This window comes from Escherichia sp. KTE159 (assembly GCF_000408805.1).
GTDB lineage: Bacteria > Pseudomonadota > Gammaproteobacteria > Enterobacterales > Enterobacteriaceae > Escherichia > Escherichia marmotae.
Genome location: NZ_KE137292.1, coordinates 462,512 through 485,744 on the forward strand (window position 1 = coordinate 462,512; position 23,233 = coordinate 485,744).

The 23,233-nt window shown below is 50.6% G+C and carries 22 protein-coding genes and 2 pseudogenes; 4 read left to right on the plus strand and 20 right to left on the minus strand.

Annotated features, from left to right (window positions below; all coding sequences use genetic code 11):
• Nucleotide 1: 1 nt before the first annotated feature.
• The 8 genes from mrdA to leuS form a co-directional block, all read right to left on the minus strand.
• A complete protein-coding gene (mrdA, locus tag A31E_RS19180) occupies nt 2-1,903 on the minus strand; it encodes a peptidoglycan DD-transpeptidase MrdA (RefSeq protein ID WP_000776176.1) in 1,902 nt (633 codons plus the stop codon).
• Between the two features lie 30 nt (nt 1,904-1,933).
• Nucleotides 1,934-2,401, minus strand: coding sequence for a 23S rRNA (pseudouridine(1915)-N(3))-methyltransferase RlmH (rlmH, locus tag A31E_RS19175; protein WP_000776104.1), 468 nt, complete (start codon nt 2,399-2,401; stop codon nt 1,934-1,936).
• A gap of 3 nt (nt 2,402-2,404) precedes the next feature.
• A complete protein-coding gene (gene rsfS, locus A31E_RS19170) occupies nt 2,405-2,722 on the minus strand; it encodes a ribosome silencing factor (protein WP_001161664.1) in 318 nt (105 codons plus the stop codon).
• 259 nt (nt 2,723-2,981) lie between these two features.
• On the minus strand, nt 2,982-3,593 hold the full coding sequence (locus tag A31E_RS19165; protein WP_016248457.1) for an adenosylcobalamin/alpha-ribazole phosphatase: 612 nt from the start codon (nt 3,591-3,593) through the stop codon (nt 2,982-2,984).
• Between the two features lie 23 nt (nt 3,594-3,616).
• Nucleotides 3,617-4,258 (minus strand): nicotinate-nucleotide adenylyltransferase, encoded by a 642-nt coding sequence (gene nadD, locus A31E_RS19160; RefSeq protein WP_010380730.1) that lies wholly within the window; start codon nt 4,256-4,258, stop codon nt 3,617-3,619.
• A gap of 1 nt (nt 4,259) precedes the next feature.
• Nucleotides 4,260-5,291, minus strand: coding sequence for a DNA polymerase III subunit delta (gene holA / locus A31E_RS19155; RefSeq protein ID WP_016248458.1), 1,032 nt, complete (start codon nt 5,289-5,291; stop codon nt 4,260-4,262).
• Entirely contained in the window at nt 5,291-5,869 is a 579-nt protein-coding gene (lptE, locus tag A31E_RS19150; RefSeq protein WP_016248459.1) for an LPS assembly lipoprotein LptE, read from the minus strand. Before lptE ends, holA begins: the two co-directional genes overlap by 1 nt.
• Nucleotides 5,870-5,883: 14 nt before the next feature.
• On the minus strand, nt 5,884-8,466 hold the full coding sequence (gene leuS / locus A31E_RS19145; protein ID WP_016248460.1) for a leucine--tRNA ligase: 2,583 nt from the start codon (nt 8,464-8,466) through the stop codon (nt 5,884-5,886).
• 234 nt (nt 8,467-8,700) lie between these two features.
• Here leuS and A31E_RS19140 point away from each other — a divergent pair, with 234 nt between their 5' ends.
• A complete protein-coding gene (locus A31E_RS19140; protein ID WP_016248461.1) occupies nt 8,701-9,183 on the plus strand; it encodes a zinc ribbon-containing protein in 483 nt (160 codons plus the stop codon).
• Between the two features lie 74 nt (nt 9,184-9,257).
• Here the strand turns inward: A31E_RS19140 and A31E_RS26710 are convergent.
• Nucleotides 9,258-9,361 (minus strand): annotated as a pseudogene (locus A31E_RS26710) (hypothetical protein); the annotation flags it as partial.
• A gap of 92 nt (nt 9,362-9,453) precedes the next feature.
• Between A31E_RS26710 and A31E_RS26050 the strand changes: the two are divergent.
• A pseudogene (locus A31E_RS26050) lies at nt 9,454-9,786 on the plus strand (J domain-containing protein); the annotation flags it as partial.
• A gap of 28 nt (nt 9,787-9,814) precedes the next feature.
• On the opposite strand, the gene A31E_RS19130 reads toward A31E_RS26050, so the two are convergent.
• Nucleotides 9,815-10,369, minus strand: a complete 555-nt coding sequence (locus tag A31E_RS19130) for a tetratricopeptide repeat protein (RefSeq protein ID WP_016248462.1) — start codon at nt 10,367-10,369, stop codon at nt 9,815-9,817.
• Between the two features lie 101 nt (nt 10,370-10,470).
• Here A31E_RS19130 and A31E_RS19125 point away from each other — a divergent pair, with 101 nt between their 5' ends.
• Entirely contained in the window at nt 10,471-11,178 is a 708-nt protein-coding gene (locus A31E_RS19125) for a DUF1266 domain-containing protein (protein ID WP_000356526.1), read from the plus strand.
• Nucleotides 11,175-12,626: a co-chaperone gene (locus A31E_RS19120; RefSeq protein ID WP_016248463.1), complete on the plus strand. Its 1,452-nt coding sequence runs from the start codon at nt 11,175-11,177 to the stop codon at nt 12,624-12,626. The genes A31E_RS19125 and A31E_RS19120 overlap by 4 nt, the downstream gene beginning before the upstream one ends.
• Nucleotides 12,627-12,736: 110 nt before the next feature.
• On the opposite strand, the gene hscC is transcribed toward A31E_RS19120, so the two are convergent.
• From hscC to A31E_RS19070, 10 genes are all read right to left on the minus strand, one after another.
• A complete protein-coding gene (gene hscC, locus A31E_RS19115) occupies nt 12,737-14,407 on the minus strand; it encodes a molecular chaperone HscC (RefSeq protein ID WP_016248464.1) in 1,671 nt (556 codons plus the stop codon).
• 83 nt (nt 14,408-14,490) lie between these two features.
• The gene (gene rihA / locus A31E_RS19110) at nt 14,491-15,426 is read right to left on the minus strand and encodes a pyrimidine-specific ribonucleoside hydrolase RihA (RefSeq protein WP_001515969.1); all 936 of its coding nucleotides are present in this window, start codon (nt 15,424-15,426) and stop codon (nt 14,491-14,493) included.
• Between the two features lie 117 nt (nt 15,427-15,543).
• Nucleotides 15,544-16,269 carry a glutamate/aspartate ABC transporter ATP-binding protein GltL gene (gene gltL, locus A31E_RS19105; RefSeq protein ID WP_000631384.1) on the minus strand — a complete coding sequence of 242 codons (726 nt, stop codon included), beginning with the start codon at nt 16,267-16,269 and terminating at the stop codon, nt 15,544-15,546.
• Nucleotides 16,269-16,943 (minus strand): glutamate/aspartate ABC transporter permease GltK, encoded by a 675-nt coding sequence (gene gltK / locus A31E_RS19100; RefSeq protein ID WP_000272808.1) that lies wholly within the window; start codon nt 16,941-16,943, stop codon nt 16,269-16,271. Before gltK ends, gltL begins: the two co-directional genes overlap by 1 nt.
• Nucleotides 16,943-17,683 (minus strand): glutamate/aspartate ABC transporter permease GltJ, encoded by a 741-nt coding sequence (gltJ, locus tag A31E_RS19095; RefSeq protein WP_000020950.1) that lies wholly within the window; start codon nt 17,681-17,683, stop codon nt 16,943-16,945. Before gltJ ends, gltK begins: the two co-directional genes overlap by 1 nt.
• Nucleotides 17,684-17,852: 169 nt before the next feature.
• Nucleotides 17,853-18,761 carry a glutamate/aspartate ABC transporter substrate-binding protein GltI gene (gene gltI, locus A31E_RS19090; RefSeq protein WP_016248465.1) on the minus strand — a complete coding sequence of 303 codons (909 nt, stop codon included), beginning with the start codon at nt 18,759-18,761 and terminating at the stop codon, nt 17,853-17,855.
• Nucleotides 18,762-19,157: 396 nt separating this feature from the next.
• The gene (gene lnt, locus A31E_RS19085) at nt 19,158-20,696 is read right to left on the minus strand and encodes an apolipoprotein N-acyltransferase (RefSeq protein WP_016248466.1); all 1,539 of its coding nucleotides are present in this window, start codon (nt 20,694-20,696) and stop codon (nt 19,158-19,160) included.
• A 24-nt stretch (nt 20,697-20,720) separates the two neighbouring features.
• Entirely contained in the window at nt 20,721-21,599 is an 879-nt protein-coding gene (corC, locus tag A31E_RS19080) for a CNNM family magnesium/cobalt transport protein CorC (RefSeq protein WP_001278605.1), read from the minus strand.
• An 89-nt stretch (nt 21,600-21,688) separates the two neighbouring features.
• Complete coding sequence (ybeY, locus tag A31E_RS19075; RefSeq protein ID WP_000084457.1) at nt 21,689-22,156, minus strand: rRNA maturation RNase YbeY; 468 nt, start codon at nt 22,154-22,156, stop codon at nt 21,689-21,691.
• On the minus strand, nt 22,153-23,193 hold the full coding sequence (locus tag A31E_RS19070) for a PhoH family protein (RefSeq protein ID WP_024191850.1): 1,041 nt from the start codon (nt 23,191-23,193) through the stop codon (nt 22,153-22,155). Before A31E_RS19070 ends, ybeY begins: the two co-directional genes overlap by 4 nt.
• Between the last annotated feature and the right edge of the window lie 40 nt (nt 23,194-23,233).

Below are 23,233 nucleotides of genomic sequence, written 5' to 3' on the forward strand. Positions count from 1 at the left end.
ATTAATGGTCCTCCGCTGCGGTAACCGCTGGATTTTCCGCAGGCAGATCGGTGTTGTTATCGCCAAGCATAATGTGGTCGAGGATCTGGCGCATTAGCGTACCGACCGCCGGGCCCGCGCCGCCGTTTTCCAGAATCATAGCGACAGCCACTTGCGGATTGTTATACGGTGCAAATGCGGTCATCAGTTTGTGGTCACGCAGACGTTCGGCAATTTTGTGCGCATTATAAGTTTCGTTCGCTTTCAGACCGAAGACCTGCGCCGTACCAGATTTCGCCGCAATTTTGTACGGTGCGCTGGCAAAGTATTTATGCGCCGTGCCATTAGGGCGGTTGGCAACCCCGAACATACCATCTTTTGCCAGCTCCCAGTAACCTGAATGAATATCGCCAACTGGCGGTTCATGTGGCGGCACCCACGGCACCTGTTTGCCATCTTCGGCGGTGCTCATCAGCAAATGTGGAACCTTCACGATACCGTCGTTAATCAGGATCATCAGTGCTTTACTCATCTGGATAGGGGTTGCAGTCCAATAACCCTGACCGATACCGACCGGAATGGTGTCACCCTGATACCACGGTTTTTTAAAGCGTTTCTGTTTCCATTCGCGGGTAGGCATGTTACCGGAACGTTCTTCAGCAAGATCGATACCGGTGTAATGACCGTAACCGAATTTACCCATCCATTCGGAAAGGCGATCGATCCCCATATCGTAGGCAACCTGATAGAAGAAGGTATCCGCAGATTCTTCCAGCGATCTCGTGACATTCAGGCGGCCATGCCCCCATTTTTTCCAGTCACGGTAACGTTTTTCCGAACCCGGTAGTTGCCACCAGCCGGGGTCGAACAAGCTGGTATTGCGGGTAATGACGCCCGCGCTAAGCGCAGAAACAGCCACATACGGCTTAACAGTCGAGGCTGGCGGATAAACCCCCTGCGTGGCGCGGTTCACCAGCGGTGTGTTCGGGTCGTTCAGCAACGCGGAATAATCTTTGCTGGAGATGCCGTCAACAAACAGGTTCGGGTCATAGCTTGGCGTGGAAACCAGCGCCAGAACGCCACCTGTACGCGGATCGGTGACCACGACAGCCGCACGACTGCCTGCCAGCAGTGTCTCAATATACTGCTGGAGTTTGAGATCAATCGTCAGGTAAATATCGTGCCCGGCTTGCGGTGGGACTTCTTTTAACTGGCGGATAACGCGACCACGGTTGTTAACTTCAACTTCTTCATAACCCGTCTGACCGTGCAGCACGTCTTCGTAATAACGCTCAATTCCCAACTTACCAATGTCATGCGTCGCGGCATAGTTGGCCAGTTTGCCGTCATTATTCAGGCGTTCGACATCTTTATCGTTGATTTTCGAGACGTAACCGATGACGTGCGTCAGTGCTGAGCCGTAGGGATAGTAACGGCGTTTATAGCCTTTCACTTCCACCCCCGGAAAACGGTACTGATTGACGGCAAAGCGTGCAACTTGTACTTCGGTCAGATTAGTTTTCACCGGAATGGAGGTAAAACGGTGTGAACGTGCGCGCTCTTTTCTGAAGGCTGCAATATCGTCATCGGTCAGATCGACCACGTTGCGCAGGGCATCCAGCGTTTGCTGCACGTTATCGACTTTCTCTGGCATCATCTCTATCTGATAGATAGTGCGATTGAGTGCCAGAGGGATGCCGTTACGGTCGTATATAATGCCGCGGCTGGGGGCGATAGGCACCAGCTTGATGCGGTTTTCATTAGAACGGGTCTGATAATCGGTAAAACGAACAATTTGCAGATTATACAGGTTGGCGATAAGCACGCCGGTCAGCAGCAAAATCCCCAAAAAGGCGACCAGCGCCCGGCGCACAAACAGCGCGGACTCTGCCGTATAGTCGCGAAAAGAGTTCTGTAGTTTCATCCGCTGCGTTTTCTACTCAAAGCTTTCTTATCACTCACGATGATAAGGATGGTTGGTGGTGATGCTCCACGCCCGGTACAGACTTTCTGCGACCAGTACGCGAACCAGCGGATGGGGGAGTGTCAGCGCGGAAAGCGACCAGCTTTGTTCTGCTGCTGCTTTACAGGCAGGCGATAACCCTTCCGGCCCGCCAATAAGCAGGCTGACGTCGCGGCCATCGAGTTTCCAGCGTTCCAGTTCAGCGGCTAACTGCGGCGTGTCCCAGGGCTTGCCTGGAATATCGAGGGTGACAATGCGGTTTTTACCTGCGGCTGCCAGCATTTGCTCACCCTCTTTGTCGAGTATGCGCTTGATGTCCGCGTTCTTGCCGCGTTTTCCGGCCGGTATTTCAATCAGCTCAAAAGGCATATCTTTTGGAAAACGACGCAGGTACTCGGTAAAACCGGTTTGTACCCAGTCCGGCATTTTCGTTCCTACGGCGACAAGTTGCAGCTTCACACATTAACTCCAGAGTTTTTCCAGCTCATACAGGCGACGGCTCTCTTCCTGCATAACATGGACAATCACATCACCCAGATCGACGACGATCCAGTCAGCGCTGTTTTCACCTTCAACGCCGAGCGGCAACAGACCCGCTGCACGGGACTCCTGCACCACATGGTCGGCAATAGACATGACATGACGGCTGGATGTACCCGTACAGATGATCATGCAGTCGGTGATGCTGGATTTGCCCTGAACGTCTAAGGCGATGATGTCCTGACCTTTGAGGTCATCAATTTTGTCGATAACAAAATCCTGGAGTGCTTTACCCTGCAAGTTTTCCCCCTGGGTGAATCAAAAAAGATAAAAATGGTCTGTCAGTATACCTGAACCAGAGGCGATTTCGGGACAATTGTCTCCGAATCGGCTTCGAAAGTGGGCTATCATCCCACCCCGCGCCGCAGATTGCATCGCCATTTTTGTAAAACAATTTCTACAAAGTCGTGTTTAGCGGAAAAAGTCTGGCTGCGGAGAATATCAGCCTGCCCGGGGCTGTCAATGGTCGTTGCGGCTTACCCGTAAAAAAACAGAAAAGTCATGCGCTCTCGAACCCGATGGCACGGCTATTGAGGACACGCAAGGTTACAAATGTTTCGTTGATATCAATGGCGCTCCAGCATCCTTGGTCGATGCGAAAATGCCACATTGCCCCGGCGGGCATGCCAATTAAACGGGCAATTAACAGGCTCAACACGCCCTGATGGCTGACGACTAATATATTTTTATATTGCTGATATTCCTTAAGCCCGGCGATAAAGCGCTCTACGCGTTGCGAAAACGCCTGAAACCCTTCACCGTTAGTCGGGATGGTATGCTGCCAGTCATCGCACCACGCGCTGTAATTTTCAGCATCTTCTTGCATCAAATCGCGATGGTGCCGCATCTCCCAGTCACCAAAAAACATTTCGTTGAGTTCAGGGACGGTGTGTAGGGAGAGCTGACGATCGCTGAGAACCAGCCGCGCGGTATGCTGCGCACGTTCCAGTTCACTGCATAAAACTATATCGAAGGGAACATCACGCAGCAGGGTATGCAGGCTTTGCGCTTGCTCGACACCGCGCGCGGTCAGTGGCGTTGGCGCATGACCACTATATAAACCATCGACATTCGCTTGCGTTTCTCCATGACGAATTAACCATAGTCGCATCATTCCCTCCGTGATGACAGGTATCAGCGATACAAGCCTTGTTGGTTAATGTAGGTCAATACTGATTCCGGCAACAAATCCTCACACGATTCACCGTTTTGCAAACGTTCGCGGATAATGGTCGCAGAAATGTTAAACCACGGCGTTTCAGCAAGATAAATTTTACCGGCAGACTGAAGATGCAGATCTTCCGGGTTATGCGTCAAATGATCTTCCAACCACTGTTGATACTGTGGTTGCGCCATTTCAAGCGGATAACCGGGACGCCGACAGACAATCAAGTGTGCATTGTCGAGAATGGTTTCGTATTCGTACCAGGTCGGAAAGGTCAGCAATGAATCCTGACCGATAATAAATGCCAGCGGCACATCTGGTCCTTGCTCTTGCCGCCACTCTTTTAGTGTTTGTGCAGTGTAAGAGGGGGCATTGCGCTTTAACTCGCGTTCATCCAGGGTAAACAGAGGCTTGTCGGCAATCGCCAGTTCAAGCATGTGTTTTCGCTGTGCGCTGTTCGCTTCCGGCTGCGGACGATGCGGAGGAACATTGTTAGGGATGATAGTAACCCGCGTCAGACCAATCAAATTCGCCAGTGTTTCCACGGGTTTAAGATGACCATAGTGCACCGGATCAAAGGTGCCGCCAAACAGAGCCTGTAAAGATTTCATATCAACCATCGATAAATACGTCCGCCAGTGGTTTATGGCTTAACAGAAGAGATAACCCCTCCAGCTCTGCCCACACCGACTGACCGTAATCTTGTTTGAGGGTGAGTTCCGTTCGTGCCAGAAGTTGCACGGCCTGACGTAACTGCGGCGGGCTTAGGCGATTTAACGCTTCACCCATCATGCCCCGGCGGTTCTGCCAAACGCGATGCTTATCAAACAACACGCGTAATGGCGTATGGGCAGACTGGCGTTTCAGGTTAACCAGTAACAACAGTTCACGTTGTAACGTGCGCAACAAAATAACCGGCTCGCTGCCTTCCAGACGCAGTTGCTGAAGAATATGCAACGCGCGCTTGCTTTTGCCCATTAACAAAGCATCAACCCAATGAAAAGGGGTGAAATGCGCGGCATCATTCACCGCTTGCTCAACGCGTGGCAGCGTCAGTTTGCCGTCAGGCCAGAGTAACGACAATCGCTCCAGTGCCTGTGCCAGCGCCAACAGGTTACCTTCATAACAATAGCAGAGTACCTGATTTGCGGCGTCATCCAGTTCCAGGTTGAGCTGTTTGGCTCGCGTGGCAACCCAGCGAGGGAGCTGAGCCTGTTCCGGCGTCTGACAGGTTACCTGCACACTTCGATTGGCAAGTGCGGTAAACCAGGCGGCATTTTCCTGCGCTTTACTTAACTTATTGCCGCGTATGATCAACAGCAGATCGTCATGCAGAAGTCCGGTGAGCGTGAATAGTTGTTCATTGATCGCTGCATTTGGCCCATTTTCTGGTAATAACAGCAACAGCGTTTGTCGACTGGCGAACAAGCTCATGGCCTGGCATAACGAAAAAATCGCATTCCAGTCCGTGTTGGGATCAATGGAGAAAGTGTGGTGTTCTTCGAATCCTTGTGCTGCAGCCACCTGACGAACAGCGTCCTGGCTTTCCTGCAACAACAGGGGATCGTTACCAAGTAAAAGATACGCCGCGCGCAGCCCTTCATTGAGCTGCGCGCGGAGTTGTTCTGGGTACAACCGAATCATCAGTTACCCAGTGTGGTGGAGACGCGTGCAGGCGTTGCTGTAGTATCCGTTGTTGTCGACGTATCTTCGTCGGAACGGATATCCGCAGCGCGAATGCTTGGCAGCTTACGAATAAGCTGTTCGGCGGCACGGTCGTACATCTCTTGAATGATCATGCTCTGCTCATTATCTTTCGCTAACGCCATTTGCGGGTTATCGAAGAACGAACGGAAGACTTTGGCGCTAATCGGGTAGATGTCACGGCCAGGGATCAATACTGACGCGCTGACAGTCATCACCATCTGATATTCAGCGGTTTGACCATTACGGAAGACTGAAGCGGTATCCTGAGAGATTGATACAGCCCCCAGACGCAGAGATGGGACATCCTTGCGTGTAGTTTCTTTATCAAGTAGCTCAACACCGTTCAGACGCAACTGATTACGCACCGCACGGCTTAACGGCCCGTTCGGGTCGCCAGAGTCCAGGATCATGACTTTCATTGTGGAAGGAATCTGCGTGGTGTTACGCAGATGCCAGCCACACCCGGCGGTGATTAACACCGCCAGAGATAACAACAATGTTGCCAGATATCGCACGCTTCCTCCCGCGCTTAGCCAACGACCAGATTGAGGAGTTTACCCGGTACGTAAATCACTTTACGTACGGTAACGCCATCAAGATATTTTGCCACCAGATGTTCCTGGCCAGCACGTTCGCGAACCTGCTCTTCCGTTGCATCCACCGGAACGGTGATTTTGGCACGGACTTTACCGTTAACCTGCACAACCACCAGCGTGGAATCTTCCACCATCGCTTTTTCGTCAGCAATCGGCCACGGCGCGTTGTCGATATCGCCTTCGCCTTTCAGCTCCTGCCACAAGGTGAAGCAGATGTGCGGCGTGAACGGGTTAAGCATACGCACAACGGCCAGCAGAGCTTCCTGCATCAGCGCGCGATCCTGCTCGCTATCGGTCGGCGCTTTCGCCAGCTTGTTCATCAGTTCCATAATCGCCGCAATTGCGGTGTTGAAGGTCTGACGACGGCCGATATCATCGGTTACTTTAGCGATAGTTTTATGAACATCGCGACGCAGAGCTTTCTGATCTTCAGTCAGTGCATCGACGTTCAGTGCCGCAACATCACCTTTTGCAGTGTGCTCGTAAACCAGTTTCCAGACACGTTTCAGGAAGCGGTTAGCCCCTTCAACGCCGGACTCCTGCCATTCGAGCGTCATATCTGCCGGAGATGCGAACATCATAAACAGACGAACGGTGTCCGCACCATAACGTTCAACCATTACCTGCGGGTCGATACCGTTATTCTTCGATTTGGACATTTTGCTCATGCCGGTATACACCAGCTCATGACCTGCCGCGTCTTTCGCTTTCACGATACGGCCTTTCTCGTCACGCTCAACGATGGCATCAACCGGAGAAACCCAGTTACGCTCGCCGTTTTCGCCAACGTAGTAGAAAGCATCTGCCAGCACCATGCCCTGACACAACAACTGTTTCGCTGGTTCGTCAGAGTTCACCATACCTGCATCACGCATCAGTTTATGGAAGAAGCGGAAGTAGAGCAGGTGCATGATGGCGTGTTCGATACCACCAATGTAGATATCTACCGGCAGCCAGTAGTTAGCCGCTTTGGAATCCAGCATACCTTCTTTGTACTCCGGGCAAGTGTAGCGCGCATAGTACCAGGAGGACTCCATAAAGGTGTCGAAGGTGTCGGTTTCACGCAGTGCTGGCATACCGTTAACAGTGGTTTTCGCCCACTCAGGATCTGCTTTGATTGGGCTGGTAATGCCGTCCATCACCACATCTTCCGGTAGGATCACCGGCAGTTGGTCATCCGGAGTTGGCATTACAGTACCGTCTTCCAGCGTAACCATTGGGATTGGCGCACCCCAGTAACGTTGACGGGAAACACCCCAGTCACGCAGGCGATAGTTAACTTTACGCTCGCCAACGCCCATTGCCGTCAGTTTGTCGGCAATGGCGTTAAAGGCTGCTTCATGGTCAAGACCGTTGAACTCGCCAGAGTTGAACAGCACGCCTTTTTCCGTCAGCGCCTGCTGGGAGAGATCCGGTTCAGAACCGTCAGCCGCCAGGATAACCGGCTTGATGTTCAGACCATATTTAGAGGCAAATTCGTAATCGCGCTGGTCGTGACCCGGAACGGCCATGACTGCGCCAGTGCCGTACTCCATCAATACGAAGTTTGCCGCCCAAACCGGAATTTCTTCGCCAGTTAATGGATGAACAGCTTTAAAGCCGGTATCGACGCCTTTTTTCTCCATCGTCGCCATTTCAGCTTCGGCAACTTTGGTGTTACGGCATTCATCAATAAAGGCCGCCAGTTCAGGATTATTTTCCGCTGCCTTCTGTGCCAGCGGGTGACCTGCCGCTACCGCCAGGTAGGTACAACCCATAAAGGTGTCAGGGCGGGTAGTGTAAACGGTCAGTGTGTTGTCATAGTCGTTAACGTTGAAGGTGATTTCCACGCCTTCGGAACGACCGATCCAGTTACGCTGCATGGTTTTAACAGTGTCTGGCCAGTGATCCAGTTTATCCAGATCGTTAAGCAGCTCGTCAGCGTAAGCGGTGATTTTGATAAACCACTGCGGGATCTCTTTACGTTCAACTTTGGTATCACAACGCCAGCAGCAGCCGTCGATAACCTGCTCGTTCGCCAGTACGGTCTGGTCGTTCGGGCACCAGTTGACCGCAGAAGTCTTCTTATACACCAGGCCTTTTTTATACAGCTCGGTGAAGAATTTCTGTTCCCAACGGTAGTATTCTGGCGTACAGGTCGCCAGCTCGCGGCTCCAGTCATAACCAAAGCCCAGCATTTTGAGCTGGTTTTTCATGTACGCGATGTTGTCATACGTCCACGGTGCTGGCGCGGTGTTGTTTTTCACCGCTGCGCCTTCCGCAGGCAGACCAAACGCATCCCAGCCGATCGGCTGAAGAACGTTTTTGCCCAGCATACGCTGGTAGCGGGCGATCACGTCACCAATGGTGTAGTTACGAACGTGGCCCATGTGTAGTCGACCAGAAGGATAGGGAAGCATAGACAGGCAGTAATACTTCTCTTTGCTCTCGTCTTCGGTTACTTCAAATGTGCGCTTCTCATCCCAGTGAAGCTGTACTTTGGATTCTATCTCTTCCGGGCGGTATTGCTCTTGCATGGCAGCCAGTGGTCCTGTTTTCAATACGGCTACAAATGTAGCGTTGAGGTGGTTTTTCAGATCCGCATAGCATAGCCCAAACGTCCGCGTCAAAACAGCCTTTCGCGCACTCGACGTTGAAATGATGCCCGGATTATTCATACATTAATTTACAGAGTTTGTGGGCGTATTAGCAAAGTAAGGAACAAAGAACGTCTATTATTATAGTCAGTTAACGACCCGGGAGATGAAACGATGAACAAGGTTGCTCAATATTACCGTGAACTGGTCGCGTCACTGAGCGAACGCCTGCGCAATGGCGAGCGTGATATCGACGCGCTGGTAGAACAGGCGCACGAGCGCGTAATAAAAACAGGGGAGTTAACGCGAACCGAGGTCGATGAACTGACACGCGCCGTCAGACGTGACCTGGAAGAGTTCGCTATGAGCTATGAAGAGAGTCTGAAAGAAGAATCTGACAGTGTTTTTATGCGGGTGATTAAAGAAAGCTTGTGGCAGGAGCTGGCGGATATCACCGATAAAACGCAGCTTGAGTGGCGCGAAGTTTTCCAGGATCTCAACCATCACGGGGTTTACCACAGCGGAGAAGTGGTAGGGCTGGGGAATCTGGTCTGCGAGAAATGTCATTTTCATCTCCCAATCTACACGCCGGAAGTGCTGACGCTATGCCCGAAATGCGGCCACGACCAGTTCCAGAGACGCCCGTTCGAGCCGTAATAGTCTGATTTCGCACAGTAATAAAGATAATTTGGGTCGAATGAAAATCGTCCGACCCTTATCTGTTTTTATCTCTACAGTAAATTTTCAATCTCACGGATTTCTTTACTGACATCTCTTGTAGCGGATGACTGAACTTACGGTACAAGTTGAGAGCCTGTCGGAGATCGACAGCCTTTACCAGTCAACCGCTTCTTCATATTTAGGGGGGCTGTATCGTCGAGAATGCGCCCCGGCAAATTGGCTGCTAATGCATGTTCTTAATACACTGAAATTGCAGAACATGAAATTTTGCTGGCATTTCGCGCATTATTATCCTCGGATGAGGAACGATTTAAGCAGTCCACCTGGCAGCGATTCATTCATCAATTAAATCATTGCTCAATGGAATAGATTGATAAGTTACGCTGGTTGCTGTGCAGGATAACCATGAATGCTGCCTATTTATCTTTCGAGTATGTAGTGTTATTAGCAGAAAGAGTGCGGTGGTTGCAGGAGGAAAATGCCGGGATAATAGACGAAAAAGAACTGGAATCCTTTTTATATGCCATTGCCAGGGGTAATGTTTTTAACTTCCAGACCATCCTGTATTTACCCGTTGCATTCTCCATTTAGTTGGCTGATAAAAATCTTAATGTGCGGGAAGCTCTGCAAGTAATTCTTCCGCATTTTTATAATGTTGTTCCGCTGCCAGTTTCAACCATTTGCGGGCTTCATAATTATTGACGTTTATGCCTGTGCCGTTTCTGTAGATCAAACCCAATGTGTATTGTGCATGAACATACCCTTGTTTAGCGGCTTCTTTATACCAGAGAATTGCTTTACGGGTATCGGGTTTGACTCCCAGCCCTTTCAGGTAGATCCACCCTAGTTTGCTCTGCGCGCGCGGATTTTCCTGTTCCGCCGATTGCTCATACCAGTACCTCGCCATTGCATAATCCAGCGGTTTACCATTACTACCATGAAGATAAAATTCGCCAAGGCGATATTGCGATGTTGAGTGACCATGAATGGCGGAAAGTTCCGTTGCTGCCGTGGTAAACGGAAGGCTGCCCGGTGCGCTTAAATAATCAAAGACATAATTCGCCATAGCTTTATCGCGCAAGGTCGTTTTCTTAGGTTGGCTAATACAAGTGATTGCCGCAACTATAAATATTGTGAATATAAAATATATTTTTTTGTTCATTTATCAATGCTTCGATTTTCTTTTTATTTTGAAAGCGTCAAGTTTATACTCATCATTAATAAAAAAGTAGTCAGTTAATGTACTTAAAGGATTGTTAATAAATGGATAAGGATGAACAACACCTTCTATTTGCGCTTTCTACGCCAATGGAAATTCTTAATCAGGGATGCAAGCCTGCACACGACTCGCCAAAAATGTATACCGGAATAAAAGAATTTGATCTCTCATCATCCTGGGGAATAAATAATCGTGATGATTTAATTCAGACTATTTACCAAATGACTGATGATGGCCACGCGAATAATTTAGCTGGTTTATATTTGGCATGGCATCGCTCTTCCCCTGATGAGTGGAAAGCATTAATTGCTGGTGGCCCCGAACGCGGGTTGATTTATACCCAATTCGTTGCCCAAACCGCTATGTGCTGTGGGGAAGGGGGAATCAAAGCCTGGGATTATGTTCGGATGGGGTTTTTGTCGCGCGTCGGTGTACTCAATAATTGGCTGACAGAAGACGAAAGTTTATGGCTGCAATCGCGCGTTTATGTTCGGGCACACTATTACTATCACAGTTGGATGCACTATTTTTCCGCCTATTCGTTAGGGCGTCTCTACTGGCAATCCTCCCAGTGTGAAGACAACGCTTCGCTACACGAGGCGCTAACCCTGTACAAATACGATAGTGCCGGAAGCCGAATGTTTGAAGAACTGGTGGCAGGAAGCGATCGTTTCTATGCCACGCTTCCCTGGCGGCCATTAACTGTTCAGCCTGAATGCCCGGCAACGCTTAAGGATGTGAGCGACCTATGAAAACATGTTGGCAAATTCTCGAAATCGAAAGCACAACGCAAATTGATATTATCCGTCAGGCTTATCTTGCTCGCTTACCGTTGTGTCATCCCGAAACCGATCCGCAAGGGTTTAAAGCATTACGTCAGGCCTATGAAGAAGCGCTGCGACTGGCGGTAAATTCTGTAGAAGAATCAGTTGATGAAAAGAGCAGCACCGCAGTTGAACATGAAGCACTGAGCGCATTCAGGGCATTACTGAATTCAGAAAGTGAACGTTTTCAGCCCTCCGCCTGGCAGAAATTTATTCAGCAATTAAATAACTACAATATGGAAGAGGTGGATCAATTACGCTGGTCGCTGTGCGCAATCGCCATAGAAGCGCGATACCTTTCATTAAATTGCGCTTCTTTGCTGGCCGGGCGTTTGAACTGGCATTCATTTAGTGACAGCGAAGGAATGGATGAAGAAGAGCGGGAGGCTTTTCTTGAGGCTATTCAGGCTGGGGATTGTTTCGATTTTCTTAGCCTTCTGGAATACCCCGTCGCGTTACAAAACCAGACTATTGAGTATTACTTCGCGCTGGAACGCTGCTGTCGTTACCATCCTGACTATGTTACTGCGTTTTTAGCGATGGAGGGTCCGTGGTTCATTCCTGATGATGCGAAGTTACATCGCAAACTGTTGCGCTGGTACAGCTCGGTGCAAACAGGTATGGCGGAACTCATTCCTGTGGCTCAACAGTGGCAAGCGGAAGAACCAGAAAGCGAAGATGCCCGTTATTACCAGTGTGCACAACGGTTGTACAGCGGCGAGGGGGAAAGCCTGCTTGCCGATCTCTGTGCATACTGGGAGAGTCATTCATCGACGCAAGCGGATAATTTGTTGTTGCAGTGGAGTGCGCAACATTGCCCGGATTATTTCGCGCTGTTAGTGATGGTTATCGAAGCGCAGAGCATGGTTGATGCACAAGGTAAGCCGCTGAAATATGTTCCAGGCGAGAGCGCCCGAACACGGCTTTTGTGGGCGCAAATATTACATAGCGGTAAATTATCGTCTTTAGGGCAATCATTTATTGAATCGCTGTTTTATAAGCGCAAAGCATGGGCGTGGTGGAAATCAAAAGTCGGTAGCGAGACAGAGCAAGATTCACCGTTACTGAATCTGTATCAGGTAGCGGAACAGGTTGTGCTGGAAGCGTTTCCGAAACAAGAGAAGCTGGCCCGCCTGAAGGCGCGGCTGGAATGCGGAGAAGCACATCCGTTAGAAGCGATTATCACTCGTATGCTGTTGACAAAAGTGAAGCTGGAGCCGGTGGATGAAGATGTCGATGAGCCAATACCTGAAAAACATGAAGAGAAGAATGATGAGATTGAAAAACCACAGAGCATTATCAGCATTATCAAAATCAGCTTAACGGTGCTGGTGATAGGTTATGCACTCGGCAAAATTGCGATGTTGTTCAGTTAGATGTGAGGCTAACGCATCCTATCCTTCAATGTCGGATGCGATGCTAACGCATCTTATTCGACCTACGGGTAGGCCGGATAAGGCGTTTACGCCGCATCCGGCAGCCGTGCTTAAGGGATCTCAATGGCCAGATAATCGCTCGCCCGCCGACGAACTTCATCGACGCGCGCTATGTCGTTTGACTGCAATGCCGCATCAAAATCGGCAATCACCCGGCCAATCTCTTCTCTTTCATCGCCCAGCGCTCGTGCCCATAACTCTTCCAGTTTGGCTTTAAAAGTTCGGTTAATAAGCATATCGCGCGGATAAATTTTTAATGCCGATAACCGCGCCCGACTCTCTTCTATTTGCTGCGCATTTAACGTCACCGGGCTGTGATTAATCACTCTGGACTTTACGTTACCATCTTCCAGAAGCACGTCAACTTCAAGCAATCCGTTGATATCATAGCTAAAACGAATATCGATAGACTGGTAAGCGCCGGTTTTTTTCAGCGGCACATCGAAGGACTCCACCAGAATATTGTTCTTAACTTTGTGGTTTTCCCCCTGGTAGACATTAACCGTAATTGAATCCTGCTCCGGGTGCATGGTCGAGTAAGTTTCTACACGCGATACAGGTACAGTCGTGTTTCGTTCAATAATCGGTGAGAAAATGCCGGAAACCCCCTGACGGTTTACTTCTACGCCCAAAGAGTAAGGGCAGATATCGGTGAGGATCACTTCTTCAATATCTTCACTGCGTAAGCGGCAGGCGGCCTGGATTGCTGCGCCCAATGCGACAATGGTGCTCGGATCGTAGCTTTGATACGGCAACTTGCCAAACAGACGTACCGCAATTCGCTGTACTAATGGCATTTGCGAAGCGCCACCAACCAGCACCAGACTGTCGATTTGACTCGGTTTCAAACGTGCATCGCGCAATGCCTGTTCGATAGGCACACGCAAGCGGTTGAGTAGCGGTAACCACAAATCTTCCAGTTCGTTCTCGTAAAATTCGCACTCCCGCGTTTCTTCCTGGTACTGCCAGTGAATGTGCAGCGGTAATTGATTGCCACATTTTGCCGCTTCTACACAGACATACAGCGCCGCCAGTTCACTTTCGTTGAGCGTGTTTTTAGCCACTGCGGCGCGTTTTAACACTTCATCCACCAGCATATGAGTAAAATCTTCGCCACCAAGGAAGTTGTCGCCAGCGGAGGCGTGAACTTCAATCACCGGCGTGGCGTATTCGAGCACCGTGACGTCAAACGTGCCGCCTCCGAGATCAAAAACCAGCGAGCGGGTGTTTTGTTGCGTATGCAGGCCATACGCCATCGCGGCTGCTGTGGGTTCATTAATTAAGCGTACTGCATTTAACCCGGCTAACTCCGCTGCTAAACGGGTATGCTTGCGTTGTTCATCGCTGAAATAAGCCGGAACGGAGATCACCACATCTTTAATCGGACGTTGCAGAAATTCTTCGGCATCTTCTTTTAATGAGCGTAATACCAAAGAGGATAGTTCTGGCGCGTTAAATGTGTCGCTGCCTAACCGCCAGTTGGTATTACTGCCCATTGCGCGTTTAAATAACGCTGCGGTTTTATCCGGATGCGAAGTGCGCCGTGATACAGCCGGTTTTCCGACCAGAATATGATTATTTTCATCCATGCTAATTATGGATGGTGTTAAATATTCACCGAATTTATTTGGAATTAATTGTGCGGCACCGCCTTTCCAGACGGCAATTAAACTATTGGTAGTACCGAGATCGATACCAATGGCGAGTTCTGCATTATCCATTGCATTTATATCTTGAAGGAAAAAGAGAGAGTCAGAGTAAGATCACCCCATTTTCACGTGGTGATCTTAATCAATGACGTGTATTAAGCGTAAAATTTCAGACGATCGGCCAGTAAATCAACAAAGCCCTGACGATCCACATCGACCATTATGGTGGTATTTGGTTTATTACCAGTGAGATAGTAATAATCAACAACCGTCATACCCTGAGTATATTTCCCTTGTGTTTCGACACCAACCCAGCGTTCAACGGTGGTAAACAGTTCAGGTTTTAGCAGCCAGGCGATGGTGCATGGGTCATGCAACGGTGCGCCGACAAAGCCCCATTTTTCGTCTTTGTGATATTCGAGGAAGAAATCCAGCAGTTCGGCAACGATGGTTGAAACAGGGTTACCAATAGCGCGGAAACGCTCGGTATCCTCAACGTGAATTTGCGCTTTGTGGGTGACATCCAGACCAGCCATCACCACCGGAATCCCTGACTGGAAGACAATTTCCGCCGCTTCCGGGTCAACGTAAATATTAAATTCTGCCGCTGGCGTCCAGTTACCGAGTCCCATCGCGCCGCCCATAATCACAATTTGAGCGATTTTGTTATGCAGCTCCGGGTGGCTGTTGAGCAACAACGCAACGTTAGTTTGTGGTCCGGTGGAAACTATCGTGACGGGTTCAGCACTTTCGCGCAGCGTTTTCGCCATCAGCTCCACCGCCGTGCAATTTTGCGGCGCAAACGCCGGTTCCGGCAATGCCGGGCCGTCCAGGCCGCTTTCGCCGTGCACATTGTCCGCGATAATCAAGTCACGCATTAACGGTTTTACTGCGCCACCAGCCACCGGAATATCGGTGCGATTAAGTAGGGTCAGCATACGCAGAACATTACGTAATGTTTTATCGGGCGTCTGGTTTCCGGCGGAGGATGTGATGGCTTTGACATCAAGCTCTGGTGAGGCGAGGGCGAGAACTATTGCGATAGCGTCATCATGACCTGGGTCGCAATCTAACAGAATTGGCAGTGCCATTGTTGCTCCTTGTTGTGTGCTTCTTTGCGACAAGGGTAACGCCGGGATGTAACAGATACGAGAGGCGAAACGATAAAGCGTGAGATGGCGCGCACTTGAGTATGCGCGCCTGACTTATTAGTGCAGTATTTTCGCGAGGAAGTCTTTTGCGCGGTCTGATTTCGGATCATCAAAGAACGCGTCTTTTGGCGAGTCTTCGACAATTTTACCTTCATCCATAAAGATCACCCGATTTGCTACTTTACGGGCAAAGCCCATTTCGTGGGTGACCACCATCATAGTCATTCCTTCATTCGCCAGCTCCACCATCACATCCAGCACTTCGTTGATCATCTCCGGATCCAGTGCCGATGTCGGTTCGTCGAACAGCATCGCAATAGGATCCATACATAATGCGCGGGCAATCGCTACACGCTGCTGCTGACCACCGGAAAGCTGCGCCGGAAACTTATTGGCATGCGCAGAAAGTCCCACGCGTTCCAGCAGTTTCAGGGCCTTTTCGCGGGCGGGCGCTTTATCGCGTTTAAGCACTTTTACCTGCGCCAGGGTCAGGTTTTCGATAATCGACAGATGGGGAAACAACTCAAAATGCTGGAACACCATTCCGACGCGGGAACGCAGCTTTGCCAGATCGGTTTTCTTATCGTTAACCACGATGCCATCAACGGTGATTTCACCTTGCTGCACCGGTTCGAGGCCGTTGACGGTTTTAATCAGTGTCGATTTACCGGAGCCGGACGGGCCGCAAACCACCACCACTTCGCCTTTTTTTACTTCGGTTGAGCAGTCGGTCAGCACCTGAAAGTGACCATACCATTTTGAAACATTTTTCAGGGTAATCATTATGCTGTCCTTCTTTTCAAGTAGCTGACCAACAACGATGCGCTAAGGCTAATGATGAAATAAACAAATCCGGCAAACAGGATCATCTCCACCTGCGTACCATCACGTTCACCAATGGTTGAGGCGGTACGGAAGAAATCGGCCAGAGATAACACATACACCAGCGAGGTATCCTGAAACAGGACGATGCCCTGAGTGAGCAGCAGCGGCACCATCGCACGGAACGCCTGCGGCAGAATAATCAGTTTCATCGACTGCCAGTGGGTCATTCCTAACGCCAGCGCAGCGCTCGACTGACCACGAGAAATACTTTGAATACCGGCGCGGATAATCTCGGAATAGTAGGCCGCTTCAAACATCGAAAATGCCACCATTGCAGAAATTAAGCGGATATCGGTTTTGGGTGATAATCCCAGCACGTTTTGCAGAAAACCCGGCACGATCAGGTAAAACCACAACAGAACCATCACTAACGGTATTGAACGGAACACGTTGACGTAGGCTTTGGCAAACCACGCCACGGGTGCAAAGCTGGACAGGCGCATTACCGCCAGCATCGTGCCCCACAAAATACCAATCACGACTGCCGTGATGGTGATTTTCAGGGTGATCACCAGCCCATCCAGCAGATACGGCAGGGAAGGAACGATTGAACTCCAGTCAAACTCGTACATTATTTGCCTCCCATGTTGCCGGGCAGGCGAACTTTACGTTCGACCAGCGTCATCACCAGCATAATAACGGCGTTAATCAGCACATACGCCAGCGTGATGGCGGTAAACGATTCCCAGGCGTGGGCGGAGTAATCGAGCAATTTTCCGGCCTGTGCTGCCATATCTACCAGACCAATGGTTGAGGCGATGGCGGAGTTTTTCACCAGGTTCATCATCTCAGAGGTCATCGGTGGGACGATAACACGATAGGCGTTAGGTAACAGAACATAGCGGTAGGCTTGCGGCAGCGTCAGCCCCATCGCCAGTGCGGCATTCTTCTGCCCTCGTGGCAGCGACTGGATCGCGGCGCGTACCTGTTCGCAAACACGAGCGGCAGTAAACAGCCCCAGGCAGAGCATGGAAGAAAGGAAAAACTGAATATTGGGATCCAGCTCCGCCTTAAACCACATGCCGATTTTTTCCGGCAGTAGTTCTGGGATCACCAGATACCAGGTAAAGAATTGCACAATCAGTGGCACGTTGCGGAACAGTTCGACATACAACGTGCCCAGACCGGAGAGAAAACGGTTTGGAACGGTACGTAAAATGCCGAATAACGAGCCGACGAGGAAAGCGATAATCCAGGCGCAGATCGACAGAGCGATAGTGACCTGAAAGCCGCTCCAGATCCAGCCGAGATAGGTGGTGTTGCCGAACGGGGCTTGTTGTAAAAAAATACCCCAGTTCCAGTCTATAGACATAAATCTACTCCAGAAAAAAAAGGGTAGCAGCGTTAACTGCTACCCTCGAAGATTGTTACCCAGCGTATTGCGGTTTTCAGGCCCGATGGGGAACGACCATCAGGCGTATAGTCTGTCCGTGCTACGTAACAATCGAGAGGGCTGAACTTTCCGCCCCTGGTTCTTGTAATTAGTTCAGTGCTTTGTCATTAGGTTCTTTGAACAGTGCTTTCATTTCGTCCGACAACTCGAAATTCATGTTCAGGTTTTTCGGTGGAATGGGGTTTTTGAACCACTTATCAAACCATTTTTCCGCTTCACCGGAGGTCTGCACCTGGGCGATGGTGTCATCCATCAGCTTTTTGAATTGCGGATCATCTTTGCGCAGCATGCAGCCGTAAGCTTCCTGAGACTGCGGTTTGCCGACGATTTCCCAGTTATCAGGCTTCTTCGCTTTCGCACGTTCACCGGCCAGCAGGGCGTCATCCATCATAAAGGCAACGGCACGACCGCTTTCCAGCGTGCGGAAAGAGTCACCATGGTCTTTGGCGCTGATGATGCGCATATTCATCTTCTGATCTTCATTCAGTTTGTTGAGCAGAACTTCAGAAGTGGTGCCGGAAGTGACTACTACGGCTTTGTCTTTCAGATCAGCAAAATCTTTAACATCGCCGCCTTTTTTGGTCAGCAGGCGCGTACCGACCACGAAAATGGTGTCAGAGAAAGCCGCTTGTTTCTGGCGTTCGAGGTTGTTGGTGGTAGAACCACATTCAAAATCGAAAGTGCCGTTTTGCAGCAGCGGAATACGGTTTTGTGAGGTGATCGGGATCAGTTTCACCTGCAGATCCGGTTTGTTGAGTTTCTTTTTCACTGCCTCGACAATGGCGTTGGAATAATCCTGAGAGTAACCCACCACTTTTTGCTGGTTGTCGTAATAAGAGAAAGGCACCGAAGATTCGCGGTGACCGACGACAATCACGCCGTTTTTGGCGATTTTGTCCAGCGTACTGCCTGCAGTCGGGGCAGTGTCTTCTGCCTGTGCCAGACCTGCGGAAAGCGCCAGGGCCAGGATTGCTGTGGCAGATTTACGTAATTGCATATCCAACTCCTTTATCTTCTGCGTTAAGAACGCATGGATACCCGTTGTGAGTGTTTGTGTTGTTATCATCTGCGACTTTATTGTGCAGTGTTGTGCTTGTTAGGTAACATTTAGTTTGTATAAATGTAAAGATATTGATGTTTTATTGTTTGTTTTTGCGAGATGCACCGCACCATTCCGAAGCAAAATTCTCAAAATGCACTCTTTTGGTGCTATCGGTGGATTGCTATGGTGCAACCTGGTTGTACCGACACCGGTTCAAGGTTTGCCTTGTATAACAAAGCAATAGATGTGCCAAAGTTGGATAGGGGAATTTTGTCATCCGGATAACGCATTGACGCCGCATCCGGTGAGCGTGCCGAAATACGTAATGTATTCCGGCACAATTAGAAGGGATTATTTACGTCGCTGACGGAGACTCATCAACACAGAGGCAAAACCAAACAGTGCCGTCAGCACCCACAGCGGCCAGTTGCCGGTACGTGCGTACGGTGTGAGTCCGGTAGTCGGCGTCACGTTAGTGGTTAATACTTCGCGGGTGAATTGCGGGATCATCGCCTGAACCTCACCCTGTGGGCCAATCACCGCCGTAATGCCGTTGTTGGTGCTACGCAGCAGCGGGCGCGCCAGTTCCAGCGCACGCATTCGCGCCATCTGGAAGTGCTGCCACGGGCCAATAGACTTACCAAACCATGCATCGTTGGAGATAGTCAGCAGATAGTCGGTATCCGGACGGAAGTTATCGCGCACCTGCTCGCCAAGAATGATCTCGTAGCAAATGGCTGCGGTAAGCTGAATACCATTCACGGACAGCGGCGGCTGGATATAAGGCCCGCGGCTGAATGACGACATCGGCAGATCAAAGAACGGCGCTAACGGACGCAGAATCGACTCCAGCGGGACAAACTCGCCAAACGGCACCAGATGGTTTTTGTTATAGCGATTGGTCGATTCATAGCTGTAAGGTGCACCTTTACCCAGCGTGATGATGGTGTTGTAGGTATCGTAGCGGTTCAGCTTATTGAGGCGCGCGTCGACAATCCCGGTGATCAGCGAGCTACCTTTTTCACGCAGCACGCCATCCAGCTCTTTGAGGAATGGTTGCTGATTCATTTCCAGATCGGTAATTGCTGACTCTGGCCAGATAATCAACGACGATTTACCCATCAGCGGTGCTGTCGCGTTGTAGTAAATCTTCAGCGTATTAAGAAGCTGGCTTTCATCCCACTTCAGTGATTGTGGAATATCACCCTGAACCATTGAAACCTGAATGGTTTTCTCCGGTTGCGGGGTAAACCACTGGATGTAACGCAGAGGGAAGGGGAGTGCAAACAGCACAACGGCCACCACCAGCGGACGCCAGTTGCGTTTGACCAGCGCCAGCGCCAGCAGACCACTAACCATCATCAGCAGGAAGTTAATGGCTTCCACGCCCATTATCGGTGCCAGCCCTTTTAACGGCCCGTCAATCTGGCTATAGCCGAACTGCAACCACGGAAAGCCAGTTAGCACCCAACCGCGCAGAAACTCGGTGACTTGCCAGAGGGCAGGGGCGGCAATCGTCACGCGCAGCCAGGTGGTTTTCGGCCACAGCCGCGCCAGAACACCAGCAAACAGCCCGGTATACAGCGAAAGATACGCCGCCAGCAGCACCACCAGGAAGATGTTTACCGGGCCTGGCATCCCGCCAAAGGTCGCGATGCTGACATATACCCAGTTAATACCGGTGCCAAACAGGCCAAATCCCCAGCAGAAGCCGATAGCGGCAGACTGAAGTGGGCGGCGGTTAAAGGTCAGAGCCTGAAGCCCCATCAGCGAAACAATCGCCGCAGGCCAGACGTCATAAGGGGAGAAGGCCAGCGTTCCGCAGGCACCGAATAATAACGCCAGCAGCAGGCGAATGCGCTGGCGTTCAAGTAATGAGGCAAAAGCCATGTAGTTATCTATCCAGTTTCGGTTTTATTCATCCAGCTTCGGCTGGGGTGAGTCATCCGGGATTTTGACATGAACCTGAATAATACGCCGACTGTCGGCCATCGCCACTTTGAACTGGTAACCGTCGATGTCGATGGTTTCGCCACGCGCCGGAAGATGCCCAAACGCCTGCATCACCAGACCACCGATGGTATCGACCTCTTCATCGCTAAAGTGGGTGCCGAACGCTTCGTTGAAATCTTCGATGGAAGCCAGCGCACGCACGGTCCAGGTGTGACGGCTAAGTTGACGGAAGTCGATATCATCTTCTTCGTCATACTCGTCTTCAATCTCACCAACAATCAGTTCCAGGATGTCTTCAATGGTCACCAGACCGGAAACACCGCCGAATTCGTCAATGACGATCGCCATGTGGTATCGCTGAGAGCGAAACTCTTTCAGCATCCGGTCTACGCGCTTACTTTCAGGAACGACAACCGCCTGACGTAACACTTTGTCCATGCTGAAGGCTTCAGCATCGCTGCGCATAAACGGCAGCAAGTCTTTCGCCATCAGAATCCCTTCAATGTGATCTTTATCCTCGCTGATCACCGGGAAACGCGAGTGGGCAGACTCGATGATGACATCAAGGCATTCATCCAGCGTCTGGTTGCGTTTCAGAGTAATCATCTGGGAGCGCGGGATCATGATGTCGCGAACGCGTTGGTCTGCGATGTCCATTACCCCTTCGAGCATATCGCGCGTATCTTCGTCGATAAGGTCGTTCTGCCCGGAATCACGGATCAGCGCCAGCAGTTCGTCACGGTTTTTCGGTTCACCGTGGAAAAGTTGGCTGAGTAACAGGGAGAAAAATCCCTTCTTGTTGCTTATCGTGTCACTACTGTGTGAATTGTCGTCGCTCATGGCGTCGTATGGGTTCTCATGTTAGTTAATCAAAACACCGTCGTTACTTACCAACGGCGGGGACGTCTGCCAGTCAAATGCCCGGCAAATTATTCTTTCTCGGCAATGTACGGATCCTCATAGCCCAGAGCAAGCATAATCTCTGTTTCGAGGGCTTCCATCTCTTCTGCTTCGTCATCTTCGATGTGATCGTAACCTAACAAATGCAGACTGCCGTGCACCACCATATGCGCCCAGTGCGCCTCCAGTGGTTTACCTTGTTCCTGCGCTTCTTTCTCAACCACCTGACGGCAGATAACCAGATCGCCCAGCAGCGACATCTCCATGCCAGGCGGCACTTCAAATGGGAAGGAAAGCACGTTGGTCGGCTTATCTTTACCGCGATAGGTCAGATTCAGACTGTGGCTTTCGGCGGTATCGACCAGGCGAATAGTCACTTCTGATTCTTCCTGAAACTGCGGGATCACCGCATTCAGCCATGTCTGAAACTGGCTCTCTTCCGGTAGCCCGGAATTATCTTCACAGGCCAGTTGTAAATCGAGGATCACCTGACTCATTTTTGTTCCTGTTCTTCACGCTTGCGCTCTGCCGCCAGCGCCGCTTTACGTTTTTGTTCGGCTTCTTCCCAGGCTTCATAGGCGTTAACGATACGCGCCACTACCGGGTGACGAACAACGTCTTCGCTGTGGAAGAAGTTAAAGCTGATCTCTTCGACATCGGCCAGCACTTCGATGGCGTGGCGCAGACCCGATTTGGTATTACGCGGCAGGTCGATCTGCGTGACGTCGCCGGTGATAACCGCTTTTGAGTTAAAACCGATACGGGTCAGGAACATCTTCATCTGTTCGATGGTGGTGTTCTGGCTCTCATCAAGAATGATAAATGCGTCGTTCAGTGTTCGACCACGCATATAGGCCAGCGGCGCGACTTCAATAACGTTGCGCTCAATCAGTTTCTCGACTTTTTCAAAGCCAAGCATTTCGAACAGCGCGTCGTATAGCGGGCGCAGATACGGGTCTACTTTCTGGCTTAAATCGCCGGGCAGAAAACCTAATTTTTCACCAGCTTCTACTGCCGGACGGGTCAGCAGAATACGACGGATTTCCTGACGTTCCAGCGCATCAACCGCCGCAGCCACAGCCAGGTAGGTTTTACCCGTACCCGCCGGACCCACGCCGAAGGTGATGTCATGGTCAAGAATATGGGCGATGTACTGCGCCTGGTTCGGTGTGCGTGGTTTAATGACCCCGCGTTTGGTCTTGATATTGACCGCTTTGCCGTACTCCGGCACGCTTTCCGCACTTTGTTCCAGCACTCGCGCTTCTTTAATCGCAAGGTGGATCTGCTCCGGTTCGATATCCTGGATCTGACCGCGCATTGGGGCAGTATCGACATACAGGCTGCGCAGAATGTCTGCCGCGGCAGTGACGCAAATCGGACGACCGGTCAGTTTAAAGTGGTTATCGCGGCGATTGATTTCGATGCCGAGACGGCGTTCGAGTTGCTTGATGTTGTCATCAAACGGGCCGCACAGGCTCAACAGACGCGCGTTGTCTGCTGGCTCCAGGGTGATTTCGCGAGTGTCTATGTTCAAACCGTTCCTCTTATTTGTATGCCGCCGGAAGCTGAACATT